General features: G+C 69.0%; 23 protein-coding genes. 13 read left to right on the top strand and 10 right to left on the bottom strand.

The window, feature by feature from the left end; genetic code table 11:
* Positions 1-40: 40 nt before the first annotated feature.
* A complete protein-coding gene (locus tag UA74_RS27800) occupies positions 41-529 on the bottom strand; it encodes a hypothetical protein (protein WP_075742836.1) in 489 nt (162 codons plus the stop codon).
* A 139-nt stretch (positions 530-668) separates the two neighbouring features.
* On the opposite strand from UA74_RS27800, the gene UA74_RS27795 reads away from it, so the two are divergent.
* The 4 genes from UA74_RS27795 to UA74_RS27780 are packed head-to-tail and all read left to right on the top strand — an operon-like array spanning position 669 to position 4,141.
* On the top strand, positions 669-1,958 hold the full coding sequence (locus UA74_RS27795; protein ID WP_083684174.1) for an MFS transporter: 1,290 nt from the start codon (positions 669-671) through the stop codon (positions 1,956-1,958).
* A complete protein-coding gene (locus UA74_RS27790) occupies positions 1,955-2,971 on the top strand; it encodes a DMT family transporter (protein WP_318533273.1) in 1,017 nt (338 codons plus the stop codon). Before UA74_RS27795 ends, UA74_RS27790 begins: the two co-directional genes overlap by 4 nt.
* 25 nt (positions 2,972-2,996) lie before the next feature.
* Positions 2,997-3,854: a bifunctional methylenetetrahydrofolate dehydrogenase/methenyltetrahydrofolate cyclohydrolase gene (locus UA74_RS27785; RefSeq protein WP_198042865.1), complete on the top strand. Its 858-nt coding sequence runs from the start codon at positions 2,997-2,999 to the stop codon at positions 3,852-3,854.
* Positions 3,851-4,141, top strand: coding sequence for a DUF3017 domain-containing protein (locus tag UA74_RS27780; protein WP_075742834.1), 291 nt, complete (start codon positions 3,851-3,853; stop codon positions 4,139-4,141). Before UA74_RS27785 ends, UA74_RS27780 begins: the two co-directional genes overlap by 4 nt.
* Here UA74_RS27780 and UA74_RS27775 read toward each other — a convergent pair.
* Positions 4,100-4,723, bottom strand: coding sequence for a GNAT family N-acetyltransferase (locus UA74_RS27775; RefSeq protein ID WP_157434472.1), 624 nt, complete (start codon positions 4,721-4,723; stop codon positions 4,100-4,102). The genes UA74_RS27780 and UA74_RS27775 overlap by 42 nt on opposite strands.
* A 666-nt stretch (positions 4,724-5,389) precedes the next feature.
* Here UA74_RS27775 and UA74_RS27770 point away from each other — a divergent pair.
* Positions 5,390-6,346, top strand: a complete 957-nt coding sequence (locus tag UA74_RS27770) for a malate dehydrogenase (RefSeq protein ID WP_075742832.1) — start codon at positions 5,390-5,392, stop codon at positions 6,344-6,346.
* Positions 6,347-6,583: 237 nt separating this feature from the next.
* On the opposite strand, the gene UA74_RS27765 is transcribed toward UA74_RS27770, so the two are convergent.
* Entirely contained in the window at positions 6,584-6,784 is a 201-nt protein-coding gene (locus UA74_RS27765) for a DUF1918 domain-containing protein (RefSeq protein ID WP_075744312.1), read from the bottom strand.
* Between the two features lie 126 nt (positions 6,785-6,910).
* Here UA74_RS27765 and UA74_RS27760 point away from each other — a divergent pair, with 126 nt between their 5' ends.
* Positions 6,911-7,810: an inositol monophosphatase family protein gene (locus tag UA74_RS27760; protein WP_318533272.1), complete on the top strand. Its 900-nt coding sequence runs from the start codon at positions 6,911-6,913 to the stop codon at positions 7,808-7,810.
* Positions 7,811-8,020: 210 nt separating this feature from the next.
* Here UA74_RS27760 and UA74_RS27755 read toward each other — a convergent pair whose 3' ends face one another.
* Together UA74_RS27755 and UA74_RS27750 are read right to left on the bottom strand one after the other, a co-directional pair.
* Positions 8,021-8,419 carry a bacteriophage spanin2 family protein gene (locus UA74_RS27755; protein WP_075742831.1) on the bottom strand — a complete coding sequence of 133 codons (399 nt, stop codon included), beginning with the start codon at positions 8,417-8,419 and terminating at the stop codon, positions 8,021-8,023.
* A 92-nt stretch (positions 8,420-8,511) separates the two neighbouring features.
* Positions 8,512-9,315: a metal-dependent hydrolase gene (locus UA74_RS27750; protein ID WP_075742830.1), complete on the bottom strand. Its 804-nt coding sequence runs from the start codon at positions 9,313-9,315 to the stop codon at positions 8,512-8,514.
* Between the two features lie 133 nt (positions 9,316-9,448).
* Here UA74_RS27750 and UA74_RS27745 point away from each other — a divergent pair, with 133 nt between their 5' ends.
* The 3 genes from UA74_RS27745 (at position 9,449) to UA74_RS27735 (ending at position 11,931) form a co-directional block, all read left to right on the top strand.
* Positions 9,449-10,666, top strand: a complete 1,218-nt coding sequence (locus UA74_RS27745) for an NADP-dependent isocitrate dehydrogenase (RefSeq protein WP_075742829.1) — start codon at positions 9,449-9,451, stop codon at positions 10,664-10,666.
* Positions 10,667-10,786: 120 nt separating this feature from the next.
* Positions 10,787-11,413: a hypothetical protein gene (locus UA74_RS27740; RefSeq protein WP_075742828.1), complete on the top strand. Its 627-nt coding sequence runs from the start codon at positions 10,787-10,789 to the stop codon at positions 11,411-11,413.
* Between the two features lie 200 nt (positions 11,414-11,613).
* Positions 11,614-11,931, top strand: a complete 318-nt coding sequence (locus UA74_RS27735) for a hypothetical protein (protein ID WP_075742827.1) — start codon at positions 11,614-11,616, stop codon at positions 11,929-11,931.
* A 133-nt stretch (positions 11,932-12,064) separates the two neighbouring features.
* Here UA74_RS27735 and UA74_RS27730 read toward each other — a convergent pair whose 3' ends face one another.
* On the bottom strand, positions 12,065-12,724 hold the full coding sequence (locus UA74_RS27730) for a DUF1707 SHOCT-like domain-containing protein (protein ID WP_075742826.1): 660 nt from the start codon (positions 12,722-12,724) through the stop codon (positions 12,065-12,067).
* A gap of 144 nt (positions 12,725-12,868) precedes the next feature.
* On the opposite strand from UA74_RS27730, the gene UA74_RS27725 reads away from it, so the two are divergent.
* Positions 12,869-13,666, top strand: a complete 798-nt coding sequence (locus UA74_RS27725) for an exodeoxyribonuclease III (RefSeq protein WP_075765766.1) — start codon at positions 12,869-12,871, stop codon at positions 13,664-13,666.
* Positions 13,667-13,808: 142 nt separating this feature from the next.
* Here UA74_RS27725 and UA74_RS27720 read toward each other — a convergent pair whose 3' ends face one another.
* The gene (locus UA74_RS27720) at positions 13,809-14,180 is read right to left on the bottom strand and encodes a hypothetical protein (protein ID WP_075742824.1); all 372 of its coding nucleotides are present in this window, start codon (positions 14,178-14,180) and stop codon (positions 13,809-13,811) included.
* A gap of 629 nt (positions 14,181-14,809) precedes the next feature.
* On the opposite strand from UA74_RS27720, the gene UA74_RS27715 reads away from it, so the two are divergent.
* The 3 genes from UA74_RS27715 (at position 14,810) to yhjD (ending at position 18,110) form a co-directional block, all read left to right on the top strand.
* On the top strand, positions 14,810-15,451 hold the full coding sequence (locus UA74_RS27715; protein ID WP_075742823.1) for an RICIN domain-containing protein: 642 nt from the start codon (positions 14,810-14,812) through the stop codon (positions 15,449-15,451).
* Between the two features lie 872 nt (positions 15,452-16,323).
* Positions 16,324-16,575 (top strand): hypothetical protein, encoded by a 252-nt coding sequence (locus UA74_RS27710; RefSeq protein WP_157434471.1) that lies wholly within the window; start codon positions 16,324-16,326, stop codon positions 16,573-16,575.
* A gap of 443 nt (positions 16,576-17,018) precedes the next feature.
* Positions 17,019-18,110, top strand: coding sequence for an inner membrane protein YhjD (gene yhjD, locus UA74_RS27705; protein WP_075742821.1), 1,092 nt, complete (start codon positions 17,019-17,021; stop codon positions 18,108-18,110).
* A 129-nt stretch (positions 18,111-18,239) separates the two neighbouring features.
* Here yhjD and UA74_RS27700 read toward each other — a convergent pair whose 3' ends face one another.
* From UA74_RS27700 to sdhA, 3 genes are all read right to left on the bottom strand, one after another.
* Positions 18,240-19,583 carry a D-alanyl-D-alanine carboxypeptidase family protein gene (locus UA74_RS27700; protein WP_198042864.1) on the bottom strand — a complete coding sequence of 448 codons (1,344 nt, stop codon included), beginning with the start codon at positions 19,581-19,583 and terminating at the stop codon, positions 18,240-18,242.
* Positions 19,584-20,133: 550 nt separating this feature from the next.
* Positions 20,134-20,937: a succinate dehydrogenase iron-sulfur subunit gene (locus UA74_RS27695; protein ID WP_075742819.1), complete on the bottom strand. Its 804-nt coding sequence runs from the start codon at positions 20,935-20,937 to the stop codon at positions 20,134-20,136.
* Positions 20,937-22,718: a succinate dehydrogenase flavoprotein subunit gene (gene sdhA / locus UA74_RS27690; protein ID WP_075742818.1), complete on the bottom strand. Its 1,782-nt coding sequence runs from the start codon at positions 22,716-22,718 to the stop codon at positions 20,937-20,939. Before sdhA ends, UA74_RS27695 begins: the two co-directional genes overlap by 1 nt.
* Between the last annotated feature and the right edge of the window lie 68 nt (positions 22,719-22,786).

Raw genomic sequence — 22,786 nt, 5'->3', positions numbered from 1 at the left:
GGATCGTGGGGACGGGGCGCGCAAAATCCGGTACCAGACACTACGCGGTGGAGAAGCCGTCGAGCTGACGAACGTGCTGACTACGGGCGGTGTCGCGCTGCTCACGGAGCCAGGGCGGCGTGTGTTCTTCGGAACGGGGGAAACGCTGAAGATCGTGGAGATAAGCCGAAGGAGGGATGGGGGAGCGCCAGGAAGGGGCGGAATTGTAATCAAACTCCATTGTGCAATTACCTGATCGGTTGATCACACAACTTGCGGTGAACCAGGTTCCCTCCTTTGCTCGTCTCATCCCCTCCCGTAGGTGATCGAACAACATTGCGCACTCGATCGGGTGGTCCCACCGGATGACCTCGCCGGTGGTGGCGGTGGCTTCCAGTTCGGCCTCGCCGATCTCCACCGTGGCACGGTAGTGGAGCCTGATCTCGTGCCAGTCGGGTGGTGCCGACGCCCGGAGTGCCCGGCCGATCTCTCGGATGATCTCTTCTTGTTCCGCGGTTCGCAGTGGAGTGTCGATGTGGTGTTCGGTCATGCCGACCCCTCCTCGGCAGGGAGTGACACCTCGGCCATGATCGAGCGTACGTGTCAGATGCGGTTCCCTGCCGAGCCGCGAAGCTGATCCGCCGGATCAATCGATCGGAAATGTCGGCACCGGCGGGCAGACTGTGCCGGTGTTCACGCCTTATCGCCTGCTCGCCTCTGTGGGGCGCCTTCCCACTCTGCTCTTCTGGTCGCTGTTCGGCAGACTGCACACGACGGCGACCGCCCTGGCGTTGACCTTCCTGGTGACCGACTGGACCGGCTCGTACACCCTCGCGGGCGTGGTGGCCGCGTCGTTGACCGTCGGAACCGGCATCGCAGGCCCCCTACGCGGCCGAGCCGCTGATCGAAGCTCCGTGACGAGACTGCTCCTGTTGACGGGGCTCTGCTACGGCGGCGGACTCTTCCTGTTGGCCGCCCTGCCCGGAGGTCTCTGGCCTGCGGCTCCCGTCATCGCGTTCTTCACCGGGCTGGCGATGCCGCCGGTCAGTCAGGTCAGCCGGGCGGTGTGGGCGAAGGTCGAGCCAGCAGCGGCGAGGAACGCGACCTACGCGGTCGAGGCGACCCTGACGGAACTGCTGTTCATGGTGGGGCCGATGCTCGCGGCGCTGGCCGTGGCCTTCGTCAGCCCGCCCGCCGCCGTGGTGCTGTGCGGGCTGTTCGCGGTCACCGGAGCGCTCGGCTTCGCGGCGGCCCTCGCGCGATCGGAGCTCCGGCCGGTGCAGGCACAGGCGGGCGACGAGGCTCCCGGGGCTTCCGACGGCCTATCCGAGTCGGCGTCTGAACCGCCCTCGGCCCTTTCCGAGGCGCCGCGCAACGGATTCGTGCTGCGGGCAGCAGGAGTCCTGCCCACGATCACCATGGCGATGATGATCGTCGCCGCGCTGATCGCGGTGGATCTGGTGATCATCGCCTGGGCCAGAGAACGCGGGACGCCGGAGCTGGCGGGCGTCCTCGTCGCGGTCTGGGCGGTGGGCTCGCTGGTGGGCGGCTTCATCGCGGGCGGGCTGCGCGGCAGGCCGAACCTGGTGCTGCGCATGACGCTGGTGACCCTCGGCCTCAGCGCGCTCATCCCCGTGCTGCCGCCGATGACGCCGGAGCCCACGCCCTGGCTGGTCGGCCTCATCCTCGCTGCGGGCGGGGCCGCGATCGCTCCGGCCTTCGCCGCGGCCAACAGCAGGCTCGGCGAGTTGGCTCCTGCGCATCAGCGGGCCGAGGTCTTCGGCTGGCTGGCCTCGGCCTCCACCGCGGGTTCCGCGCTGGCCGCCACCTCGATCGGCTGGGTACTGGACGTCGGGTCGCTCGGGGCGGCGGCGGGGGCGTCCACGCTCTTCGGCGTTCTTGCGGTGTTAGTCGCATTACAGATTCCACGCAGGCCTGCTGCGCAGGCGTCGACCGAAGCGCAGGATGTCGTGACGTGACCGGACAGCGGAATCAGCGTGCAGCGCAGCGGAGTACCGACGATCTCGCCAGAGTCGCAGCCCGGCCGACGGCGGCCGCCCCCGTGCTGATCGCCGCCGTGATCTCCGGTGGCGCCGTCGCGACTCAGACCCGGATCAACGGTGAGCTGGCCGACCGCCTCGGCAGCGGCTTCACCGCCGCGCTGATCTCCTTCGGCGTCGGCCTGATCGTGGTCGGATCACTGGTGCTCGTGCTGCCCGCCGGGCGACAGGGCATGCGTCGGGTCGCGGGCGCGCTGCGGGCACGTGACGGTGCGGCGGGGCCGATTCTGCGTCCCTGGCAGTGCCTCGGCGGCGCCTGCGGTGCCTTCCTGGTCCTCAGCCAGGGCCTCACGGCCACCGCGATCGGCGTGTCCATGTTCACCGTCGCCGTGGTGGGCGGTCAGGTGGCCAGCGGCCTGCTGGTGGACCGGTTCGGCATCGGCCCCGGCGGTGTGCGTCAGGTGACGACCCTGCGGGTCGCGGGTGCCGTCGTCGCCGTGCTCGCCGTGCTGATCGCGGTGTCCGGCAGTCTGGGCGATCCGCAGACGTTGATCCTCGCGGTGCTGCCCGCGCTCGCGGGCGTCGGCATCGCCTGGCAGCAGGCGGTGAACGGACGGGTGCGCGCCGCAGCAGGCTCGGCGATGCCCGCCACCCTGGTGAACTTCATCGTGGGCACGGCGGTGCTGATCGTGGCATTCCTGATCTCCCTGCTCGTGACGGGACCACCCGCCGCCCTGCCGAGCGAGCCGTGGCTGTACCTGGGCGGCGTGATCGGCGTGCTGTTCATCGCCCTCGGCGCGATGGTGGTGGCCAGGATCGGCGTGCTGCTGCTGGGGTTGAGCTCCATCGCGGGGCAGCTCATCGGCGCCGTCCTGCTGGATCTCCTCACTCCGTCGTCCGACGCCGGACTGACCGCGACCACGCTGGTGGGAAGCGGACTGACCTTGGTCGCGGTGGTCCTCGCCTTGCTGCCCGGCCGCCGACGCGCCTGAGCGCCCGTCTGCGACGATGACACCCGTGACCGCCACCATCCTTGACGGCAAGGCCACCCGAAACGCGATCTACGACGACCTCCGCACCAGGGTCGCCGCGCTGGGTGACGCGGGTGTGCGACCGGGACTGGGCACCGTGCTCGTCGGCGCGGACCCCGGATCGGCCGCCTACGTCCGCGGCAAGCACTCCGACTGCGCGAAGGTGGGCATCACCTCCCTGCGCCGCGACCTTCCGGAGGATGCCGACCAGGAGCAGGTCGCGGCGGTGATCGACGAGCTGAACGCCGACCCGGCCTGCCACGGCTACATCGTGCAGCTCCCGCTGCCGCGCGGACTGGACACCGGCGCGCTGCTCGAACGCATGGACCCGAACAAGGACGCCGACGGCCTGCATCCGGTGAACCTGGGCAGGCTCGTCCTCGGCGAGCCCGGGCCGCTGCCGTGCACGCCGCGCGGCATCGTCGAACTCCTGCGGCGCTACGACGTCCCGATCGCCGGGGCGGAGGTGACGGTGATCGGACGAGGTGTCACGGTGGGCCGCCCGCTCGGGCTGCTGCTCACCCGGCGCAGCGAGAACGCGACCGTGACCCTGTGCCACACCGGGACGAAGGACCTGGACGCTCAGGTACGTCGGGCCGACATCGTGATCGCCGCTGCGGGCAGGCCGGGGCTGATCACCGCCGAGATGCTCAAGCCCGGCGCGGCCGTCCTCGACGTCGGCATCACTCGCACCGACCAGGGGCTGGTGGGAGACGTCACGCTCGAAGCCCGCGAGGTCGCGGGCTTCGTGGCCCCGATGCCCGGCGGTGTCGGCCCGATGACCAGGGCGATGCTGCTGACCAATGTGGTCGAGGCCGCCGAGCGGGCGGTGCGGTCGGCGTGAACAGTCGAGGTCGCGATCACGTCGGCACCTCCCAGCTCTCCTTTCTGTTAGTGCTCGCGATCGTCGTGTTCGGCTTCGTCCGCGTGACGATGGGCTACTGGCGGGAGGGCGCCGCGCTCGTCGGCTTCGCCCTGCTGCTCGCGGCGGGCCTGCGGGTCCTGTTGTCGGACGAGCAGGCCGGGCTGCTGAAGATCCGAGGCTCCGGTGTCGACATGCTCTGCTACGGCGTGCTGGGCACGTTGGTGCTATTCGTGTCGCTGACCATCGAGGGTGGTCCCTTCGGCTGACCTGCGTCGCCTGGGCGGCGTGCCGGGCGCGGGCTGCTCACGCGAGGCTGCGGCCATCATCATCCGCAGGATCGGGCTGTCGGAGCCGAGCCACGCGGAGCGCCGCTCCAGGTAGACCTGCCGAAGTCCTGGCACGTGTTCGACGGTCCTGGTCGGTGAGAAGCCCTTGCGCTCGTACAGCGCCAGGACCGGGGCGTTGGCCTCGCTGGCCGTCACCATCGTCCGGCGTGGACGCTCGACGGCCTCCAGCGTGTCCAGCAGCGCGGTCGCGTAGCCCCGGCGGAAGGCCGTCGGCGAGACCACCAGTCTGCAGATGTCGAGCGTGCCGTCGAACGGTCGCGTCCAGGACACTGCCGCGGCGAGCCCGTCCTCGTTGTAGAGGCCAAGGAAGCTCTCCCCGCTGTTCTGCAGCTCCTCCAGCGTCTCGGTGCGCTGGGGGATGTCCTCGAAGCCGATCAGCTCGGCCTCGACCTGGTATGCGGCGCGCTGTAGTTCGAGGATCGCCTGTGCCGTCTCGACATCGGCGAGGTTGATCGCCCTGATGGACATCTTCGGGGGGTGCTTCGGCTGAGTCGTCTCCACGCGCGACACGGTAAACGTTCGCCCGTTCGGATGTCAGGCTCGGTCTGTCGTGACAGGGCGCCGTCGTAGCCATCCTGCCGGGTCCCAAGTGGAGTGAGCTGGGCCGTTCGGGTGATCTCGGTGTCGCAGAGTGGTGGTGTTCGTCCTGACGATCGACTCGCTCCGTGATCCGCGTCGTTCGCGAGCGTGCTTCGGATCGACGTCTTCGGGGGGAATCCAGGCGGGCAGCCCAGGTCAACACGGCGAGTCGTCCGACCGCCGCCGGTTGGCTCGATCCGGTCGACTTCGACTTCCGCACCGAATCGGCCACCGTGCAGGCGTGATCAGTGCGGCGAGCGGCCTGCGGTGCTCGCGGCGGGCCGCTGATCCAGGGGCCGCTGAACGGAGGGAGAGATGATCACAGCGCAGGCTGATTCGGCGGCAGGCCCGGCGCCGGGACGGGAGCCGGGATCGACACGGGCCGCGTTGCGGTCACCACGAGAGCCTGCTCACCAGATGCGGTGGTGGAGCCGGGGGCCTTGATAACCTCGCCCCGTCGGGCAGCCGCCCGACGAAGCGGTCCCGGTGCCGTGGCCGTCGCCGACAGGTGATCCCCACGCTCCTGCCTTCTCCAGACCTCCGCCGCGCCCAGGACCTCTCCGCCTGTGATCAGGGAGGACCCGTCCAGTGGCACGTTCCGGCAAGGTCGCCGTAGTCGGCGCCGGTTTCTACGGTTCGACCACCGCTCAGCGGCTGGCCGAGTACGACATCTTCGAGACCGTGGTGTTGACCGACATCGTCGACGGAAAGGCCGAGGGCCTGGCTCTCGACCTGAACCAGTCCCGTCCGGTCGAGGGCTTCGAGACCACCGTCGTCGGCAAGACCACCGACCGCGACGGCTCGGGCTACGAGGTCTTGGCGGGCGCCGAGATCGTCATCATCACCGCAGGCCTGCCGCGCAAGCCCGGTATGAGCCGGATGGATCTCATCGAGACCAACGCGAAGATCGTGCGCCAGGTTGCGGAGAACGTCGCGAAGCACGCGCCGGAGGCCGTGGTCATCGTCGTGTCCAACCCGCTGGACGAGATGACCGCGCTCGCCCAGCTGGCGACCGGCTTCCCGAAGAACAAGGTGCTCGGCCAGGCAGGCATCCTCGACACCGCCCGCTTCACCAACTCGGTGGCCGAGGCGCTGTCGGTGCCGGTCTCGTCCGTCACCACCCTCACGCTCGGCTCGCACGGGGACACGATGGTCCCGGTCCCGTCCGCCTCTTCGGTGGACGGCAAGCCGCTGTCCGAGGTGCTGCCCGCCGAGAAGATCGACGAGCTGGTCACTCGCACCCGCAACGGCGGCGCCGAGGTCGTGGCGCTGCTCAAGACGGGTTCCGCGTACTACGCGCCGTCTGCGGCCGCTGCTCGGATGGCCAAGGCCGTGCACGAGGACGCGGGCACCGTGCTGCCGGTGTGTGCGTGGGTCGACGGCGAGTACGGCATCGAAGGCGTCTACCTGGGCGTCACCGCGGAGCTGGGTCGCGAGGGCATCCGCAAGGTCGTCGAGCGCGATCTCTCCGACTCGGAGCTGACCGAGCTGAAGGCGGCGGCCGAGGCCGTCCGCGCGAAGCAGGCCGACGTCCAGAGCCTCTGAGACACAGCGGCCCCACTTGCGCGGGGTCCGTCGCAGGACGGGCTGCCCGCCCGGAACGCGACGTTGATCTGCCCGGACCGCCGCAGGCGGTCCGGGCAGATCTGTCTTTCGGTCGAAGTCCTCGTCGGCGACGCCCGGGCGGCCGCCGATGGTCGGGTCCGTCAGGATCGAGTGCAGCGCACCGAACGGCCGTCGCGCGGCGTGCGGAGTCCGGGGACGGACGATCCGCCGACGGACTCAGCCGAGATCGTCCGAACCGTGCTGCTCGATCTCGCAGTCCGGACCGGGATACACGAGCGACTCGGTTCCGTCCGGGAAGACCACCAGGTACGGCGGCTCGCCGTCCGAGCCTCGTACCTCGCGGATCTCGGCGAGTCGGTCCGGCTGTCCGACGACCCGACCGTGGATGTGGAGCCGGTCTCCGATTGCGGCGTGCATCAGCATCACCTCCACAGCGGGCGTATCCAGGCCGGTCGCCGAGGAAACCTCACTGCGGATGACAGCGGCCCGATCCGCCCCCCAGCCGTGCTCGACCGCGTCGGGGTGGCCGGCTACGGTTCGCGGGTGGCCCCTGAGAAAAAGACAGCCGAGGAGAAGTCAGCCGGGCAGCAGACGGCCGGGCGGACGGGGAGTGCGACCCTGATCGACTGGCCGGTGCCGGAGCCTGTGCTGTCGGAGGGGGTGCATCCCGCGCTGGCCGACGCCGCCCGGGCGGCCTCGGCTGCCTACGGGCTGGCTCGACGCAGGCACACCCGAGCCGAACTCGGCTACGAGGTCGCCATGGGTGCCGACGGGACGCCGACGATGCTGCTCGACCGCATGGTGGAGGACGCCGTCGCAGACGTGGCCCGTCGGCACGGCGTCAACCTGCTCAGCGAGGAGGTGGGATTCGTCGACAACGGCTCGGCGGTGACCATGGTCGTCGATCCGGTTGACGGATCGAGCAATGCCGCAACGGGTGTGCCGTTGTCGTGCTTCGCGGGCGTCCTGGCGGTCGACGGGGAGCCGAGCGAGGCGCTGACCACCTGGCTGGACACCGGGCGCGCCTGGCACGCGCTGGCCGGCACGCCGACGCCCTTCCGGACCAGCGGGCGGACCAGCCTCACCGGGGCCAACCTGAGCCTGCTGCGACCGAAGCCTGCGACCATGCAGGCCTGGCAGCGGGTGGCCATGCGGGCCGCGCGGATCCGGGTGCTGTCCACCACCTGCCTGGAGGCGGTGTTGGTGGCCGAGGGGTCGATCGACGCCTTCGCCGCCGTCGGCGAAGGCGTGCACCGGATCATGGACCTGGCTGCGGCGATGGTGACCGTGCCCGCTGCGGGCGGCGTGGTGGTCGACGTCCACGGCAGGCCGCTGGAGCTGAACCCGGATCTGAGCCTGCGCTGGTCCGGCGTCATCGCCGCGACGCCGGAGCTGGCGGGGGAGCTCATCGAGGAGATCACGGCGCCCTGTACGGCAGGCTGAGTCGGGGCGCGACCGACGACGGCCGTCCGAGTCATGCGGTACCGCTGAGGCCTGTGTTGCCGGTGTGATCCGCGATGAGGGCTGAACCGGGGCCAGGCCGAGAACCTCGACCCCGGCCCGCCCGAGTGCGCCGACGGAGGACACCTTCTGCCGCGCCCGGCCGGGAGCCTCAGCGCCGGTCCCGGTCAGGCCTCACCCGACATGACCTGCTCAGGTGCAGATCTCCTGGAGCTCGGCCAGTCGGTCGGCCTGCTGTTGTGTCCAGCCTTCGACGTCCTCGGCGGTGATCTCCGCGTTCGCCACCGACTCCAGCGAGGCCGCCATGTCCCGCAGGCCCTGGGCGACATCGGCGTCGGTGGTCTCGGTGGCCAGCGCCTCCAGCTCGTCGATCCGCTCCTGAGCCGCCTGCGCGGCCTCCTCGGCGGTCGGCACCTGAGGGTTGAAGTCGGCCAGACCGAGCGCCTCGGCACAGACCTGCACCCGGTTCAGGCCGTCGCCCGCCTGATCGAGTTCGTTGCGCAGGTTCTCGGCCTCCGAGCAGCCTGCGAGGAGCACGCACAGCGACGCCCCGATCAGGGCGACACGCAGGGTGGATGGTCGTGCGGCCATCGTCGATCAGCTCCTCGCGGGAAAGGTCGGGATACCGTCCCATGTTACGGAGTTGATCTTCTCGATGGGGATCACCCGATCGTGAAAGCGCGTCAGGAGATGAGGCCGATGTCCGCGAGCCACGGGGCGGCGCCGACCCGGTAGGCCACCACGGCGGAGAAGATCACCGCGGCACCGGTCAGCAGCGGCAGGAGGATCTTCATCTCGACCTTGCCGCCGGTGCTCATCCGCATGACCTCCGGCGGGCGGATCGGGTACCAGGTCTTGCCTGCGATGGGGATCGGCCAGAGCATCGAGCAGCCTTGTGAGGTGATCGCGTCCCCAAGGAAGTGGGCGACGCAGCCGATGATCACGGCGAGGCCGAAGATCGCGGCGTTGTGCTCCTCGCCGCTCGCCCACCAGGTGCAGAGGGCGGTCAGCACCAGGGAGGCGCCCGCGATCAGCATCGCGTCCCGCTTGGGGCACCACTTGTGCATGATGCCTCGGATGGCCAGACCTGCGTAGAAGAACATCACGACCGCCGTGGCGGTGCCGTTGCTGGCCTGCACGATCGCCGTGACGGCGAGGCCCATCAACAGGGCGAAGACGATGGTGTGGGTGAACCCTCGGTGGCCGCCGTCGCGGTCGGAGTCCTTCTTCGTCCTGGTGAGTTTGTAGATGAAGGAGCTGAGGGTCACGGCGGCCTTGGAGAGCCCCTGGCTGATCGCGCCGAAGGTACGGGTGACGGTGGAGCTGGGATGGTCGATGTCGGGCAGCAGCGCGGCCCCGGAGGCCAGCGTCGCGCCGATCACCCAGCTCTGTGCCGAGAGCTGTCCGACGGTCCCATCACTGGCTAATGCGGTGACGGCGGCCCATGCCGCCAGCCCACTGATCGCATGTGTCGGCCCCGTAGCCATACCGCCCCCTCAAGATCACTCGGAAGGAGGGTAGACCTTGCGATTTCGTGGGATGTGAGTGATCCCAAGTAGTTACCAGTACGCTTGTACCGCTTGCGTCCTCGCACGGATTGGGAGAGGAGTGCCCGCGATCATGGGCAAGATCAAGGTACAGGGCAAGGTCGTCGAGCTCGACGGCGACGAGATGACCAGGATCATCTGGCAGTTCATCAAGGACCGGCTGGTCCACCCCTATCTCGATGTCGATCTGGAGTACTACGACCTCGGCATCGAGAGCCGCGACGCCACGGACGACCAGATCACCATCGACGCGGCCAACGCGATCGCGAAGCACGGTGTCGGCGTGAAGTGCGCCACCATCACGCCGGACGAGGCCAGGGTCGAGGAGTTCGGCCTCAAGAAGATGTGGCGGAGCCCCAACGGCACCATCCGCAACATCCTCGGCGGCGTCGTGTTCCGCGAGCCGATCATCATCGAGAACATCCCTCGGCTGGTGCCCGGCTGGACGAAGCCGATCATCATCGGCAGGCACGCGCACGGTGACCAGTACAAGGCCAGCGACTTCAAGGTCCCCGGCCCCGGCACCGTGACGATCAGCTACACGCCTGCCGACGGCAGCGAGCCGCTGGAGCTGGAGGTGGCGCAGTTCCCCGAGGGCGGCGGCGTCGCCATCGGCATGTACAACTTCCGGAAGTCGATCGAGGACTTCGCGCGGGCCTCGCTGGCCTACGGCCTCCAGCGCAACTACCCGGTCTACATGTCGACCAAGAACACCATCCTCAAGGCCTACGACGGCATGTTCAAGGACGTGTTCGAGGAGATCTTCGAGAAGGAGTTCAAGGCCGAGTTCGACAAGCAGGGGCTCACCTACGAGCACCGGCTGATCGACGACATGGTGGCCTCCGCGCTCAAGTGGGAGGGCGGCTACGTCTGGGCCTGCAAGAACTACGACGGTGACGTGCAGTCCGACACCGTGGCGCAGGGCTTCGGCTCGCTGGGCCTGATGACCTCGGTGCTGATGACTCCGGACGGCCGCACGGTCGAGGCCGAGGCTGCGCACGGCACGGTCACCCGGCACTACCGGCAGCACCAGCAGGGCAAGCCGACCTCCACCAACCCGATCGCGTCGATCTTCGCGTGGAGCCGAGGACTGGCACACCGGGGCAAGCTCGATGAGACCCCTGAGGTCATCGAGTTCGCGCACACTCTGGAGAAGGTCGTCATCGAGACGGTCGAGAGTGGCAAGATGACCAAGGACCTCGCCGTGCTGGTCGGCAAGGACCAGGGCTTCCAGACCACCGAGGAGTTCCTGGCGAGCCTGGACGAGAATCTGGCGAAGAAGCTGGCCTAGGTCTGACCGCCTGGCCGCGACCCTGTCGAGGGGCGCCCCGACGTCTGTAGACGTCGGGGGCTCCTCGTCTGTCCGGGCTCGACCGACGGCCCCGAACCTGTCCAGTTGTCGAGGGAGACGATGAGTTCGACGACGCGGGTGATCGATCCACGCGGGCGGGAATGGACCGTTCGGCCGTTGCTCAGTGGCTGGCGACCGATGATCAAGCCGGTCGCGATCGCCTCCACTCGCTTCGGGGCGGGCCGCAGTGATCAGGGCTCGGCGGGCGAGGAGCGGCGTCGACGACGTGCGCAACGGCGGGAGAACCGCCTGCATCGTCGACGCGGCGCCGCAGGCTCGGTGCTGCGATTCCTCGGCGTCCTCCTGATGCTGCCCTTCCTCCTGATCGCGGGCTGGGTCATCGAGTTCGTGTACTTCCTCGGCCTGCTCCTGCGGGCGCTGATCTGGCTGTGCTGTGTGCCGCTCTTCGTGGTCGAGCGGCTGTTGATGCTGGTCAGCATCCCGCTCTTCCAGGCGGCTCGATACCTCGGCTGGGCGCGCTCGCCGATCGAGGTGGCGCTTGTCGCCGTCGTCAACCCGCGTGGGAAGCGGATCAGCGGCCGCTTCGACCGGGAGCGTTTCCTGCTGCGTGCTCGTGCGGACGTGGCCCCCTTCATCCAGGCTGTCGTCCCCGGCCTCGCGGAAGGGAACGGCCTTCCCGCCGGTCCGGTGCTTGCGGCGTTGCGGGAGCGCTTCGAGCTCCGCTGAGACGCCGGTCGTCCCCGGCGGCCGGCGGGGTGGATGGCTCTTCGTGACCACCCCGAGTTTCGCTCCCCCACATTGAGTTCGTTTGTCACCTGCCCGAGTGGTCTCCGGCGCTTCGGTTCTTCGTGTTCGCCGTTCGCGTTCTATATCTGGACTCGATTGCCGGAGCACCAGGCGGATCGCGGACCGGGGGTGGACGAAGGATGCCGAAGCGAACTCTGATCATCATCGCGGCAGCGGTGATCGGTCTCGCCTATCTGACGGACCGCGAGGAGACCTCCGAGGCGGACGTGACACCGAAGGCGCCGCTCTTCGGCACGCCGTGCGACTTCGAGGTCGTCGCGGGCGCAGTACCCGTCCATGCCGGACCGGCGTCGGAGCACCCGGTGATCGGCGAACTCACCTCGGGCATGGTGATCGGAGCCCATCAGGTCGAACAGGAGGGCTACCGGCAGCTCGGCAGAGACCGCTGGGTGATGGCCGATACCCTCCGGCACGTCTCCGGCGAACTCTGCCGCTGAGAACCTGCTGTTGAGACTCCTGCCGCTCAGAACTCCGCAGCTCAGATCCCCCTGACTTCCTCGGCGTCAGGTGTGGGGCGGGCCCTGATGCCGCCGCACCGCCCGCCTCAGCAGACGGGAGCAGCTCCCGAGGTCACCAGAGCCCGCGCGGATACCGCACGGTGACCGGCCCGTACTTGTTGGTTCCGGTGATCGCGACGTGCAGCGACCGGCCGGTCCGGACCGACGGCACCTTCAGCGACTGCCAGCCCCACTTGGAGTGGAACCCGTCGATGTCTGCGGTGGCGTCGGGCGGGAGGATGATGTCGATGCCGCCGTACTTGATGTCGAGCGCCACCTCGACCTCCGGATGCGGGATGGTCGCGGACGCCAGGTCGAGCTTGACCGACCCGTATTTCGACTCGACCACCAGTCGGCGAGGCACCAGCCAATTTCCCGACCGTTCCAGCCCCATCGCGCCCGCCTGAAGTCGAAGCTTGGCCGGACCGTGCAGGCCTGCGCCGTTCGCTGCGGCGATCGAGGCGGCCTGCGGATGGGCGAGCGAGGCCTGGCCTGCGGCGGCGGGCGTGCCCGCAATGGGCGGCAGGTCGGCGACGAGCGGGGTTAGCTCGGCGATCGTCTTGGCGGCGTAGGCGCGTGCGAGTCGGTCATCGAGCTCGCCGACGTCGAGTCGGCCTTCGGCGAAGGCCTCCTGAAGACGGACGGCGTAGGTCTCTCGTTCGGCGTTGGACGCGCGAATCGCGATCGGCTCGCCTGCCTTCCCCGTCGCAGTGTTGTCGGCGCTCGCATCCATGGTGGTAAGGGTAACGCCGGACAGCACGTTCGAGGGAGGAAAACTCGACGTCTGGCCGAGCCCCCGGCCCGCACCGTCGTCGTGAGAGCGACGGCACAGCACGGGGGCCACGGGACCCGTGACCGGCGCGGTTAGGCTCGGGCCGTGCTGACCGTCTCCACCGTGAACGTCAACGGCCTGCGTGCCGCAGCGAAGAAGGGCTACGTCGAGTGGCTCGCGGCCACCTCGGCCGACGTCGTCTGTCTTCAAGAGGTCCGAGCCGAGCCTGCCCAGCTGCCCGCCGCGCTGCGCGAACCCGCGGGCTGGCACGTGGTGTCGGCGCACAGCTCGCTCAAGGGCCGGGCGGGCGTCGCGCTGCTGACCCGCGTCGAGCCGTCGGCCGTGCGGGTGGGCTTCGGCGTCGAGGAGTTCGACCAGTCCGGTCGGTACGTCGAGGTCGAGCTGCCCGGGCTGGTGGTGGGCAGTCTCTATCTGCCCAGCGGTGATGTCGGCACCGAGCGGCAGGAGGAGAAGGAACGCTTCATGGCTGCGTTCCTGCCCTACCTCGTCGAGCTGCGGGCCAAGGCCGCCGCCGACGATCGCGAGGTGCTGATCTGCGGCGACTGGAACATCGCCCATCAGCAGATCGACCTCAAGAACTGGCGAGGCAACCAGAAGCAGGCGGGCTTCCTGCCTGCGGAGCGGGCCTGGCTCAGCCGCGTGTACGACGAGGCAGGCTACGTCGACGTGATGCGTACCCTGCACCCGGAGGGACCCGGGCCGTATTCCTGGTGGTCTTATCGGGGCCGTGCCTTCGACAACGACAGCGGATGGCGGATCGACCTGGCCTGTGCGACCCCCGACCTCGCCGCGCGTGCGGTGTCGGCGGTGGTGGAGCGAGCCGAGAGCCACGAGCAGCGCTGGTCGGATCACGCCCCCGTCACCGTCGCCTTCGATCGGTAGCAGGACTGGCGTCAGCAGCCTGAATCAGCCGGGTACTGCCCATGTGCCGACCTCGAAGCCCGGTCACACTCGTGACATGGTCAGGCAGTTCGGCTGGCGCCGAGTCGGCGCGAAGCGCTGACGCCCGTCCTGCCCGGCCTCGTCATGGCATCGGCTGGACGCTCACCCGACGCCGGAGGTGTGAGCTGAACGCAGTCACCTCTCCCGGCGCTATGTGGTGAGCCACCATGCTCCACGGGACCTTGCCACCGGCGGGAGGGAGCTGCATCCAGGCGAAGTATTCAGTCGCCTTTGTCGAGCTGATTGCGACAGGAGTCACATAGTGCTCCGTCTCGGTCAGCGGTTCCTCCGTACATCGAGCACATTCGCTCTTCTTTGTGAGAACGGGCCAGACAGACCGGTCCGCGATCAGTTCTGCGGTGTCGATGCTGACCCCTTCGACCAGCAGCAGTGTCTCGGCCTCAGTGCCGCCTCCCGCCGGGACTGTGATGTACACGTCCACCAGTGCAGTCATCTCGGCACCCTCCGGCCTCGAACCTGTATCAACGTAGCGTCGTCCGATCATGACGGACACGGCTAGGACCAGGTGACGGTGTGGACGAATCGGGTTCGCGATCTCGAAGGATCGACGGCTGTGGATAGCGCTCGACGAGGTCGACTGTCGGTCTGGCGGGTATTCAGGGTGCCGCAATGCTCGGCTCCGGTGAAAAGATCACCTCGATTGAGCACTAGGTGAATATCACTTACTGTCGACGATAATAGGTGCCGGGAAACGACGGCGTTCGCCGGGTTGGTGGATCAACCGTGATTCCACCAATTGGCGTAATGGTCGCCACCGCGCTCCTCAGAGCATTCGAGGGGTGCCGACGTCGATAACCGACTTGACCGGGTTCGGTCTGCCGGGAATGATCTGACGAGGTCGCCGCCCTCGGCGGGCTGCGGCGCCGGAATTGCTTCCGGTGCGGTCGCCGAGAATTGTCAGCCCGGTTCGATACAACTGTCCTGCCGGTCGGCCGACAGGTGTACGACACGACGAACCGCTCACCAGCCCTGTTTCCGAATGCCCCCGTGCCTCGATGTCCGCCTGCCGCGATTTTCGTCGTCGGCCGGTCGTCGAGGCGCGGCACCTCAAGGAGTGAACTAGTGAAGAACATCGCGCGACGCGCGGTTCGCGCCATCGTCCTGGCGGCGACGGCGGTCATGCTCATGAGCACGGTTCCCGCCGCAGCCCAGGACGGGCCCGCGTTCGGCGACAAGGGCGCTGCCACGCTCAACGACCTCACCGTCGAGGAGGTCACCACGATGCAGGCGCCTGCGCCGGTGTACACCGTGCTGGTTCCTCGGACCACCGACCCGTGGTGGACGGGCAACTACGACGTCTCGCGGTGTGCCGACCTGTCGAACGGCTCCTCGGCCAACAATGCGCCGGTGATCCTGTGGAACTGCGCCGGGACGAACAACCAGCAGTGGGCCGAGGTCGTCGTCGTCGACCCGGGATACTCCGGCGTGTCCTACATGTTCGTGAATCGCCGCACCGGCAAGTGCATGGACCTCGCGGGTAGCTCCACGGCCAACGGCGCCCGCGTCATTCAGTACAACTGCCACAACGGCTGGAACCAGCAGTGGGAGGCCGTCGACACAGGCGACTACCTGTACCAGTTCCGGAACCGGCGTACCGGCAAGTGCCTCGACGTCGCCAACGGTTCGACCGCCAACGGCTCGGCGCTGGTTCAGTGGGACTGCCACGGCGGTGCCAACCAGCGGTGGACCAGCTACTTCGTCTGATCCTCCGTCGGATTCGCCGTGAACACCGTCTTTCTTGACGACGGCGAGTTCTCCACGACCGCGAGGTCGATTCACCGGTGGCCTGTCCGCATCAGCGGGCAGGCCACTGTGGTGTCTCGGGTCGGATGACGCCGGGTGCCGAACCTGACGGGCGATCGTGCCGATCGGAGGGCGGGTCGACCTCGACGGCTGCCGCGCGTGGCACGGTCGCCGAGTGCGCCTGCTCGTCGGATGACCAGCGGACGTCTGCACCTCTTGCGGGCCTGGCCCGGCGCACGACCGGCGGGGGCGGTCCGGAGTGGACGCCGAGAGTGCCCGTTCCGGCGTCCCGGCAGGCCGGTCGGTGTCGGTGCTGTCCGCTCCACGTCTCCACTCTCCTAACCGATGTCGCGGTGGGCAGGCCCGTTCGGCAGGCCTGCTCGGGCGAGTCGGCGGGCCCTGCCGAGTGACGAGGCCGCTCGTGGCGCGAAGTTCGGCTGCCGGCCTGCCTGCGTCGACCCGCCACGATGGGCCCGACCGCACCATCGACGGCCCCGAGCGGTCGTACCGCTGTGCCGCAAACACTGCTAATGGTCACTTTCCGCTAGTAAACCGGTGTGGATCTTCACCCACTGTGGGAATTGACCCCGGTGGCTGTCTGCGTCGTGTTCAGTGGTCGTTGCGGTTTCCGGGGTGCCTGCGTAGGCGGTGACGGACCCCACTAACCTATGCCCGTGCCGTCGCGGGTTCCCCGGTTCGGCTCCTGGGATGAAGCACGGAGGGTAGGTTTTTCCTACTCCGTTTCGACGTGCTCATCCAATCGAGTGGGTTCGAACGTGTCCGAGTAGGCCCGCAGGGTGTACCCGAGAAGCAACGGTTCAGGAGGCATCTTCGTGAGCACGGCGCGTGCGGTCTCGCGGACGGCGACAGCACTGATCGCGACCCTCACTCTCACGCTGTGCGCGGTCGGCGCGGCGAGCGCCGCAGCCTCCGAGGAGTCCGCTGTCGTGCCGGTTCAGGAGGCGTCCCTGAGCCTCGGCATGGCCTACGGCGGTCCGGTCGGACTGGTCACCGTCACGCTGGGTCTCGGTGGTCTGATCGTCGGCGTGCTGCGCCGCAGGCGGGTCAGCCGCAAGCAGAGCTGATCGCCTCGCACCTCTGACATCCCGCCCCTGTCACCGTCACCGACTTCGACCGGATCTGCGCGACGGGCTGCCGTCGTGACGACCCGATGCGATCCTTCCGGAGACCGGGCGCCCGTCCGTCCTGAGTCGACTCCGTCCGTGGGCGGGCCCGTTCTCACCGCACCGGCCCGAGACCGGCCGTAGCCCGCCTGCGATCCGCAGGCCGCGTCACAGCGGGCGTCGAACACCGGACAGGCCTCGACGGCCGCACCTGCGGCCTGTCTCCGATGTGGACAGAGCGACTCACAGGCGCCGAGTCTCGTCCCGCCCCCGGCTCGCGACTCCGGGGAGAGACACCAGCCGGACGCCTTCTCTTCCACGCCGTTCGGGACGGCCCGGTGCCGAGCGCCGACCCGGTGCCGTGGTGTCCGGCAGTCCCGCTGAACTGCGGTCAGACTGATCGGATGAACACCGCTGCGACATCAGGGCCGTCGGCATCGGAGCCGGGAACCGAGAAGGATGATTCGCGGCTGGCCCGGCTGCGACGTCGGCGTCCCTGGCTGGATCATCTGGTGCGTGCGGGCGGGCGCTATCAGGACCGCCACGGGGAGCACTATGCGGCGGCGATCACCTACTTCAGTGTGCTGGCGGTGGTCCCGATCCTGATGGTCGCCTTCGCCGCAGCGGGCTTCGTGCTGTTCAACAACGCCGAGCTGCTCGATCGGCTCGAGAGTTCGGTGGCCGAGTCGCTGCCCGCCGGTCTCGGCGAGCTGGTCGGCACGACCATCGACCGCGCGGTCGACCAGCGGCAGGTCGTCGGAGTCCTCGGCCTGCTGACCGCGCTCTACTCGGGCCTGGGCTGGATGGCGAATCTGCGGGATGCCATCACGGCGCAGTGGAACGACACCCGGCAGGCGCCCTCGTTGCCGCGCAGACTCCTCAGCGACCTGATCTCGCTGGCGGGACTGGGCCTGGCGCTGCTGCTCTCCTTCGGGCTCACCGCGCTGGGCAGCGGCTTCGCCCACCAGATCCTCGATCTGCTGGGAATCGAGCGAAGCCCGCTCGCCTCCGTGCTGCTCGTCGTGGTCACCTCGGTGCTGGCCCTGATCGCGAACGGGCTGGTGTTCCTGTGGGTGCTCGTCCGGCTGCCCCGCCGGACCGTCTCGGTGCGAGGCGCGCTGAAGGGGGCGCTGCTCGCCGCAATCGGCTTCGAGATCCTGAAGCGTGTCGGCGCCCTCTACCTCACGATGATCGGCAATTCGCCCGCAGGCGTCGCCTTCGGCTCGGTGATCGGCCTGTTGGTCTTCGTGAACCTGGTGTCCCGCTTCCTGCTCTTCGTCACGGCGTGGACCGCGACGGCGCCGGAGAACCGGGAGCGCCGGTCGACGACGCCGCCCGCGCCCGCGGTGATCAGGCCTGCGGTGACGGTGCACGCAGGTCCGGGGCCACGCTCGGCGGCGGCGCTCATCGGGGCGGGTGCGGTGACGGCGATGGTGACCTCGCGCCTGCTGCGTGGTTCCAACGCCCGGATGAGAAGGCGGCCGCCACACGGCTGACGGATCGATCGGCCCATCGGGGCTCTCATCGCCCGCTCAGACGGCGAACGGCCCCGTCGGCACCGGCTGTCCGGTGCGACGGGGCCGTTCTCTTCGTCCAACCCGTCAGGAGCTTGCCTCAGCGGGCGGTCAGGCGCGGCGATCCGGCGGCCACAGCCAGTCCTCGGTGGCGCGCTGCGCCTCCTCCTGCTCCTTGGCCGCCCGGCGAGCCGCCGCGAGCTTGCGGGCCCGCCTGTCGCGCAGCGTCAGGAAGGCGAAGAAGAGGATCGCTGCCCCCGCGAGCCCGGTGAGCGGCAGCCCGATGGTGCCGAACAGCGAGAAGCCCGGCGCGGCCTGTGCGGCGGCGTCCTCGGAGCCCGCCTCGCCATCGTCGCCCGCTCCCGAGGTGGCACCTGGTTCCGCATCGCCCGACTGCTCCGAGTCTTCTGCGTCGTCGGACTCCTCCTGGCCGCTCGCGATGACGAGGCTGCCCACCGGGTCGGTCTCGCCCGCGAAGGAGAAGCCGTAGTCGAGCAGCGTCGCGGCCTGTTGGGCGATGCCGGGTTCGGCGGTTGCGCGCAGCAGCGAGACGACCAGCCTGCGGCCGTCCCGCTCGGCGGCGCCCACGAAGGTGAATCCGGACTCCTCGGTGCTGCCGCCCAGACCGCCGAGCGTGCCGTCATAGCTGCCCAGCAGCTCGCTCGCGTTGAGCACCACGCCGCCGGGGACGCCGGGCATGTCGAGCTGTGTGTTTCCGGCGGCCTCGGCGAACTCCGGCTCCTGGAGCGCGGTGCGGAAGAACAGCGCCGCGTCGAAGGCGGAGATGCTGGCGTCAGGGTGATGCAGGCCGGACTCGGTGCCCGCACGGGTGTCGAGTCCACCGACCTCCTGGGCCACGCCGTTCATCGCCCCGAGTGCTTCCCCTACGCCGCCCAGCTGGCGGGCCAGTGCGTGCGCCGCATCGTTGCCAGAACCCATCACCAGGGCCTGGACGAGCTGACGGACGGTGTACTCGGTGCCGGGGGCGAGGTTGACCTTGACCCCGATCTGGTCGATGTCCTCCTGCGTGGCTACGACCATGTCGTCGAGGTTCAGCTCGCGGAGCGCCGTCAGAGCGGTGAGCACCTTGATCGTCGTGGCGGGGCGATGCCTGCCGTGCGGGTCGCGGGCCGCGAGCACCGCGCCGGTGTCCAGGTCCGCGATCACCCACGCCTCCGCACTCACGCCCGCGGGGGGCTCCTCGGCGTTCTCTGGCAACACGTTGCCGCACTCACCGAGGCGTGCGCCGCCCGGTGGGGACTCCGGCACCGGCAGCGGCGCGGCCGTCTCACCGCCCGACGGGGGCGGCGCCTCGCGATAGGGGCACTCCTGCCCCTGAGCGGGCAGTGGATGCCATTGATCGGGGAGAGCGGCGTGACCGACGCCCATCCCCGAAAGGGTGACACCCAGAGCGGTGGTGAGAGCGACCGTGAATCGACGGACCGACACAGACACGAGCCTCAGGCTAGCCACCCCGCCGCGAGCGGCCTCATCCGACACCACCGGGAACCTCCGAGATCCTCATGTCGACGCGCAGAACAGCTGCTCCGGCCGGGATGTCCGGCCGGCGGTCGATCGGTGACTCCATTGGCGACGCCGCCTGGAACAGGCGCCGACGGTGCTGCCCGACCGGACGTGCTCGCAGGCCGAGCCGGTGCGGCGTCGCGGACCTCGTGTGCGGTCCGCTGGTCGGCCGACCGGCCGCCTCGGACGACGGCAGGGGACGACGTGGGGGGATCGCAGCGCGAAGAGCCGGCTCCGAAGAGCCGGTGTCGTGAGTCGCGCCGTACACATATCCGGCCGACACCGGCGTGCCTGCTGCGGCCTGCGTGCTCCGAACGGCCGAGCCGGACGGTGTCGGCCGAGGTCACTCGCTGCGGAACAATCTGACAGGCGGCCCGATCAGGCCGCCCGGCCGTACCGACGCCTGCGACGACCAGCGGCGAACCGCCGGGCCCGGCTCGCCCCGCACGAGCAGCGCAGGGCGAGCCGTCGGGCCGGTCGATCAGACTCGTCGGAACAGCAGAGCCCGCTTGACCTCTTGAATGGCCTTGGTCACCTGGATGCCACGAGGGCAGGCGTCGGTGCAGTTGAACGTCGTGCGGCACCGCCAGACGCCCTCGGCGTCGTTCAGGATGTCCAGTCGCTCCTCGGCCGCCTCGTCGCGGCTGTCGAAGATGAAGCGATGTGCGTTGACGATCGCCGCAGGCCCGAAGTAGGCGTCGTCGGTCCAGTACACCGGGCACGACGAGGTGCAGGCGGCACACAGGATGCACTTGGTGGTGTCGTCGAACCGCGCGCGGTCGGCGACGGACTGCACTCGCTCCCTGGTCGGCTCGTTTCCGCTGGTGATCAGGTAGGGCTTGATCGCGCGGAACGCCTCGAAGAAGGGCTCCATGTCGACGATCAGGTCCTTCTCGACCTTCAGACCCTTGATCGCCTCCACGGTGATCGTGGTCTTCTTGTCCTTGCCCGCCGCGAGGTCCTTGACCAGCACCTTGCAGGCGAGCCGGTTGACGCCGTTGATCCGCATGGCGTCGGACCCGCAGATGCCGTGGGCGCAGGACCGTCGGAAGGCCAGCGTGCCGTCCTGGTACCACTTGACGTGGTGCAGCAGGTTCAGCACCCGGTCGGTCGGCAGCGCCGGGACGTCGAAGGACTCCCAGTGCGGCTCGTCGTCCAGCTCCGGGTTGAAGCGCATGATCTTGACCGTGACGATGGTCGAGCCCTCCGGAGCAGGCGGCGGGGCGCCGGGGTCCCGCTGTTCCGGCTCGGTGGCTTCCGGTTTGCTCGTGGTGGGGGCAGACATCAGTACTTGCGCTCCATCGGCTGGTAGCGGGTGAGGACGACCGGCTTGTAGTCGAGCCGGATCTCGGCGGTCAGCCCGTCCAGTACGGCGGTCTCCGCACTCTGGTCCGTCGGCTGCCGGTAGGCCATCGTGTGCCGGAGGAAGTTGACGTCGTCGCGACTGGTGTAGTCCTCGCGTGCGTGCCCGCCCCTGGACTCCTTGCGATTGATCGCTCCCACCACCAGCACCTCGGCCAGCTCCAGCAGGAAGCCCAGCTCGATGGCCTCCAGCAGGTCGGTGTTGAACCGCAGCCCGGCATCCTGGATGGACACCCTGGCGTAGCGCTCCTTGAGAGCCTGAACGTCGTGCAGCGCCTGCTTCAGCGTCTCCTCGGTGCGGTACACCGAGGCGTTGGTGTCCATCGTCACCTGCAGCTCGGTGCGGATGTTGGCGACCCGCTCCCGGCCGTCGGCGGCGTGCAGGCGCTCGACCATGTCCGCCACCGCCGCGGCGGGGTTCTCCGGCATCTCGACGTACTCACGCCCGGCGACGTACTCGGCGGCGGCGATGCCCGCCCGACGGCCGAAGACGTTGATGTCGAGCAGGGAGTTCGTGCCGAGCCGGTTCGCGCCGTGCACCGAGACGCAGGCGCACTCGCCTGCGGCGTAGAGGCCGGGAACGACGTGTTCGGAGTCCCGCAGCACCTCACCGGTGATGTTGGTCGGGATGCCGCCCATCGCGTAGTGCGCCGTCGGATACACCGGGACCGGCTCGTCGACCGGGTCGATGCCCAGGTAGGTGCGCGAGAACTCGGTGATGTCCGGCAGCTTCGCCTCGAGGACGTCGGCGCCGAGGTGGGTGAGGTCGAGCAGCACGTAGTCCTTGTGCGGACCGGCGCCTCGTCCCTCCCTGACCTCGGTCGACATCGCTCGGGACACCACGTCTCGTGCGGCCAGGTCCTTCATGGTCGGCGCATAGCGCTCCATGAACCGCTCGCCGGAGTCGTTGCGCAGGATGCCGCCCTCGGCCCTGGCGCCCTCGGTGAGCAGGATGCCGAGCCCGGCGAGGCCGGTCGGGTGGAACTGGTAGAACTCCATGTCCTCCAGCGGCAGGCCCTTGCGGAAGACGATCGCCATGCCGTCGCCGGTGAGGGTGTGCGCGTTCGAGGTGGTCTTGAAGACCTTCCCGAAGCCGCCGGTGGCGAACACCACGGCCTTGGCCTGGAAGACGTGCAGTTCCCCGGTGGCCAACTCGTAGGCGATCGCCCCGGTGCAGACCGGGCCGTCCTCGGTCTCGGTCATGACGACGTCGAGGACGTAGAACTCGTTGAAGAACTCGACGCCGTGCTTGATGCAGTTCTGGTAGAGCGTCTGCAGGATCATGTGCCCGGTGCGGTCCGCCGCGTAGCAGGCGCGACGGACGGCGGCCTCACCGTGGTTGCGGGTGTGCCCGCCGAACCGGCGCTGGTCGATCTTGCCGTCGGGCGTCCGGTTGAACGGCAGCCCCATCTTCTCCAGGTCGAGGACGGCGTCCACGGCCTCCTTGGCCATCACCTCGGCCGCATCCTGGTCGACGAGGTAGTCGCCGCCCTTGATGGTGTCGTAGGTGTGCCACTCCCAGTTGTCCTCTTCGACGTTGGCCAGGGCGGCGCACATGCCGCCCTGGGCCGCGCCCGTGTGGGACCGGGTCGGGTAGAGCTTGGTGAGCACTGCGGTACGGGTCCGCTGGCCAGACTCGATGGCAGCCCGCATCCCGGCGCCGCCTGCGCCGACGATGACCACGTCGTACTTGTGGAACTGCATGAGCGTTTCTCCATCATGTCGGGGCCGACCCGGTGCGCCGGTCCCTCTCGTTCGTCGATCCCCCGACT

It is taken from the genome of Actinoalloteichus fjordicus, assembly GCF_001941625.1.
Taxonomy (GTDB): Bacteria; Actinomycetota; Actinomycetes; order Mycobacteriales; family Pseudonocardiaceae; genus Actinoalloteichus_A; species Actinoalloteichus_A fjordicus.
Note: the sequence above shows the minus strand (reverse complement) of the source record. Positions and strands in the feature narration are given on the sequence as shown.